The organism is Stieleria mannarensis (assembly GCF_014154935.1).
GTDB lineage: Bacteria > Planctomycetota > Planctomycetia > Pirellulales > Pirellulaceae > Stieleria > Stieleria mannarensis.
On record NZ_JACEHH010000107.1, the window covers coordinates 1 to 4,460 of the forward strand.

The 4,460-nt window shown below is 53.6% G+C and carries 3 protein-coding genes; all 3 read left to right on the forward strand.

Annotation, left to right across the window (positions count from 1 at the left end):
* Positions 1–60: 60 nt before the first annotated feature.
* Positions 61–2,484 (forward strand): type I restriction-modification system subunit M, encoded by a 2,424-nt coding sequence (locus H1B37_RS32335; protein ID WP_182871412.1) that lies wholly within the window; start codon positions 61–63, stop codon positions 2,482–2,484.
* On the forward strand, positions 2,481–3,686 hold the full coding sequence (locus H1B37_RS32340; RefSeq protein ID WP_182871413.1) for a PDDEXK nuclease domain-containing protein: 1,206 nt from the start codon (positions 2,481–2,483) through the stop codon (positions 3,684–3,686). The genes H1B37_RS32335 and H1B37_RS32340 overlap by 4 nt, the downstream gene beginning before the upstream one ends.
* Positions 3,683–4,460: restriction endonuclease subunit S (locus H1B37_RS32345; protein ID WP_182871414.1), on the forward strand; the 778-nt coding region annotated here is incomplete at its 3' end. The genes H1B37_RS32340 and H1B37_RS32345, both read left to right, overlap by 4 nt.

Here is a 4,460-nt window from a genome sequence, read left to right on the forward strand (position 1 = left end):
CGAATAGAACGGTAGTCAATTAAGAGACGTCACCACCCGCGGCAAGGAAGCGAAATCCCCATGGCATTGAAAAAATCTGAACTGTATTCCTCCCTTTGGGCTAGCTGCGACGAACTGCGTGGTGGGATGGATGCCAGCCAGTACAAGGATTACGTCCTCGTGCTGTTGTTCTTGAAGTACATCTCCGACAAATACGCCGGCCAACCCTTCGCCCCGATCACGATCCCCAAAGGCAGTAGTTTCGGGGACATGACCCAGTTGAAGGGCAAGACGGATATCGGGGACCAGATCAACAAAAAGATCGTCGCGCCCCTGGTGGCGGCCAATGATCAGCTGGACCGATCGGATTTTCCGGACTTCAACGAATCCAGCAAACTAGGCGATGGGAAAGAGAAGACCGAGCGACTGAGCAACCTGATCGGCATCTTTGAGAGTGACGCCCTCGACTTTTCGAAGAACCGGGCCGATGGCGACGATATTCTGGGCGACGCCTACGAATATCTGATGCGGCACTTTGCGACCGAAAGTGGCAAGAGCAAAGGCCAGTTCTACACGCCGGCCGAAGTCAGCCGGATCATGGCCAAGATCATCGGCATTCATGATCGGCCAACGTCCAGCAACACGACGGTCTATGACCCGACATGCGGATCGGGTTCATTGCTATTGAAAGTCGGTGATGAAGCCGGCACGCAGGTCACGCTCAATGGCCAGGAAAAAGACTCGGCGACGAGTGGTCTGGCCCGGATGAACATGATCCTGCACAACAACCCGACCGCCCTGATCAAACAGGGTAATACGCTCGCCGATCCGAAGTTCTTGACCAACAACGTGATCACGCAGTTTGACTACGTGGTTGCCAATCCGCCGTTTTCGGACAAACGTTGGAGTACGGGTGTCGACACAGAAAACGATCCACATGAACGATTCAAAGCTTTTGGCGTGCCGCCGTCCAAGCAAGGCGACTACGCCTATCTGCTGCACATCGTGCGATCATTGAAGAGCACGGGGACGGGCGCGTGCATTCTGCCGCACGGGGTTCTGTTTCGTGGCAATGCCGAAGCCGCGATCCGCAAGAATTTGATCCGCAAGGGTTACATCAAGGGCATCATCGGTCTGCCGCCAAACTTGTTTTACGGCACGGGCATTCCTGCTTGCATCATCGTGGTCGACAAACGTGAGGCCGCCGAGCGACGCGGGATCTTCATGGTCGATGCGTCGGACGGGTTTATCAAAGACGGCCCGAAGAACCGTCTGCGATCACAAGACATACACCGAATTGTTGATGTCTTTAATCGCCAGCATGAGATTGCCGGCTATTCCAAGATGGTTGGCTATGACGAGATCGAAAGAAACGAATACAACCTGAACCTGCCGCGATACATCGACAGCGGCGAAAAGGAAGACATCCAGGATATTTCCGCTCACCTGATCGGTGGCATTCCCGAGCGTGATATCGATGCGTTGTCAGCGTACTGGGACGTCTGCCCATCACTTCGCGCCGATCTTTTTTCCTCTTGCCGAGACGGCTACGTCAATCTGACAGTCGACAAAGCGGAAACGAAGCAAGCGATTTACGATCACATCGAATTTGCTGCGTTCATGCAGTCGATGGCAGACCATCACGAAGTCTGGCGGAGCCGTCATGCGAAAGAGCTGCGAAAACTGGAAGCCGGTTTTCAGCCCAAGCACACCATCGACGAACTGTCCGAAGATTTGTTGGAACACTATCGCGGCAAGCCGCTGATCAATCACTACGACGTGTATCAGCACTTGATGGATTACTGGGCGGAGACGAAGCAGGACGACTGCTACGCGATTGCCGCCGACGGCTGGGTGGCTAAACCGTATCGAATTCTGCAGAAGATGAAGAACGGCAAGACGAAAGATAAGGGCTGGGCGTGCGACTTGATCCCCAAGCCCTACATCGTCGCCCGCTACTTTGCCGCTGAACAGACCAAGATCGATGCGTTGGAAACCGAAATCGAAACGGCGTCTTCCGCTCAAGACGAACTAGAGGAAGAACACTCCGGCGAAGACGGTGCGTTCTCAGAGCTGGACAAGATCAACAAAGGCAACGTCACTGCACGGTTGAAAGAGATCAAAGACGATCCGGAGTTTGCCGACGATGTGAAGATCTTGAAAGCGTGGCAGAGGCTGTACAACAAGCAATCAAAACTGAACAAAGCAAAAAAGGAAGCCGAAAAGCAGCTCGACACTCTTGCCTACGAAAAGTATCCCGAGTTGTCTGTCGATGAAATCAAGTCAATCGTGATCGACGACAAATGGATGACGTCGATTGCCAAGGACGTGCAAGGCGAAATGGATCGGATCAGCAACACGCTTGCCGGTCGCATCAAGGAATTGGCTGATCGCTACGACACACCGGTCAATACGCTTTCGCAGCGCGCCATCGATTTGGAGTCTAAGGTCAACGATCATCTCCGCAAGATGGGCTTTGCGAAGGAGCTTGAGGGGGCATCATGACCAGCAGCGATCCATCGCGGGACGTCACATCCGGCTCACCAGCATCGTTCAATTTCGAACGGCTGCTTCAGCTGTTTGACAATACGAATGACGAGTTTCAACGCCGTTCGGCGCGAGTCATCAATCAGAACTTGGTGATCCGCAACTGGCTCTTTGGCTGGTACATCGTTGAGTTTGAGCAAAATGGAACGGATCGGGCCGAATATGGCAGCGAGACATTGGAACGCCTCTCATCCGAGCTGAAATCTCGACTCGGACGCGGCTTCTCGGCTCGCAACCTGACGTCTTTTCGTGCCTTCTATCAGGCATTTTCCGACATTCCGCAGACACCGTCTGCAGAATTGCCCGGTTCGGAGACGCTCGTTGAGATTTCGCAGACACTGTCTGCGAAATTGCCGGCAGAGGGGGGCGGGGCATCGGACTCTGCCGAAAAGCCCCTGATCGCAGCGGTGATCGATGCGTTGGCCGACCGCTTTCCGTTGTCCTGGTCGCACTACGTCACACTGCTCTCGATCGACGACCGGAACGAACGCCGTTTCTACGAAATCGAAGCCAGCCAGAACAATTGGGGTGTTCGTGAACTCAAGCGACAGCTGGGTAGCTCGCTTTATCAGCGGCTCGCCCTCAGCCGCGACAAGGACGAAATCCGCCGTTTGGCCGCCGAAGGACAAGTGGTCGCCAAAGCAGCCGATCTGATCAAGAACCCGTTCGTGCTGGAGTTTCTGGAACTTGACGAAAAATCCGGCTACAGCGAACGCGACCTTGAAACGGCAATCATCGACAAGCTGCAAACGTTTTTACTGGAACTCGGCAAAGGATTCTTATTCGAGGCCCGTCAACGCCGGTTCACCTTCGACGACGATCACTACTACGTCGACCTCGTGCTCTACAACCGTCTGCTGCGATGCTACGTGCTACTCGATCTGAAGATCGGCAAATTGGACCACGGCGATCTGGGGCAGATGCAGATGTACGTCAATTACTTTGATCGTCACGTGAAGCTGGACGATGAACTGCCCACGATCGGCATCGTACTGTGTGCCAGAAAGAACGATGCATTGGTTGAACTGACGCTCCCCGAGAACGCGAACATCTTCGCGTCGAAGTACCAGCTCTACCTACCGAGCAAAGAGGAACTAAAACAAGAGCTCGAAAAGATCGAAGCGGAGCTTGATGAGCAGATGCCGGAGGATCCGGTATGAGTGTCGTTCGGGAGAAGGTGCAAACGTACGATCGCTTTCCCAATCGAAAGATGACGGAAGTTGGGCAGATTCCAGATGACTGGACCGTTAAAGCAATTGGGGAGTTCAACCCATTTGTTACAAGCGGATCGAGAGGGTGGGCGCGCTTCTACTCGGAATACGGAGCTCCATTTATTCGAATTGGAAATCTCGACCGGAACGATATCTACCTCGATTTAGAAGACCTGCGTCGAGTCGACGTTTCACAGAATCCAGGCGTCGCTGCAGAGGCATCACGGACATGTCTGCAGAACGGTGACGTGTTGATTTCGATAACCGCTGATATCGGGATATCTGGCTACATTACGGAGAAGCTTCCGAAGCCATCTTTCATCAATCAGCACATCGCGTTGGTTCGATTCACATCGAGCGAGTTGAATCCACAATTCGTATCCTATTTTCTCGCTTCTCGTGAGGTACAAAAGCGATTTCGGGCATTGACTGATTCGGGCGCGAAGGCTGGGATGAATCTCACTACTGTGAGGTCATTAAAGATTGCGGTCCCGCCAACCCTCGCCGAGCAGGAAGCGATTGCGTCGGCGTTGGGCGATGCGGATGCCCTGATCGAATCGCTCAAGCAACTCCTCGCCAAGAAACGCCTGATCAAACAGGGAGCCATGCAGGAATTGCTCACCGGCAAACGACGTTTACCTGGGTTTGAGGGTGATTGGAAATCAGTGCAATTGACCAATGTTGCAAAGCTGGAAAGCGGACACACGCCTAGTCGAAATCGCC

What these genes read in the sequence shown, in the direction of transcription:
- H1B37_RS32335 (WP_182871412.1), top strand. Translation starts at nt 61, where the DNA reads ATGGCATTGAAAAAATCTGAACTGTATTCCTCCCTTTGGGCTAGCTGC.
- H1B37_RS32340 (WP_182871413.1), top strand. Translation starts at nt 2,481, where the DNA reads ATGACCAGCAGCGATCCATCGCGGGACGTCACATCCGGCTCACCAGCA.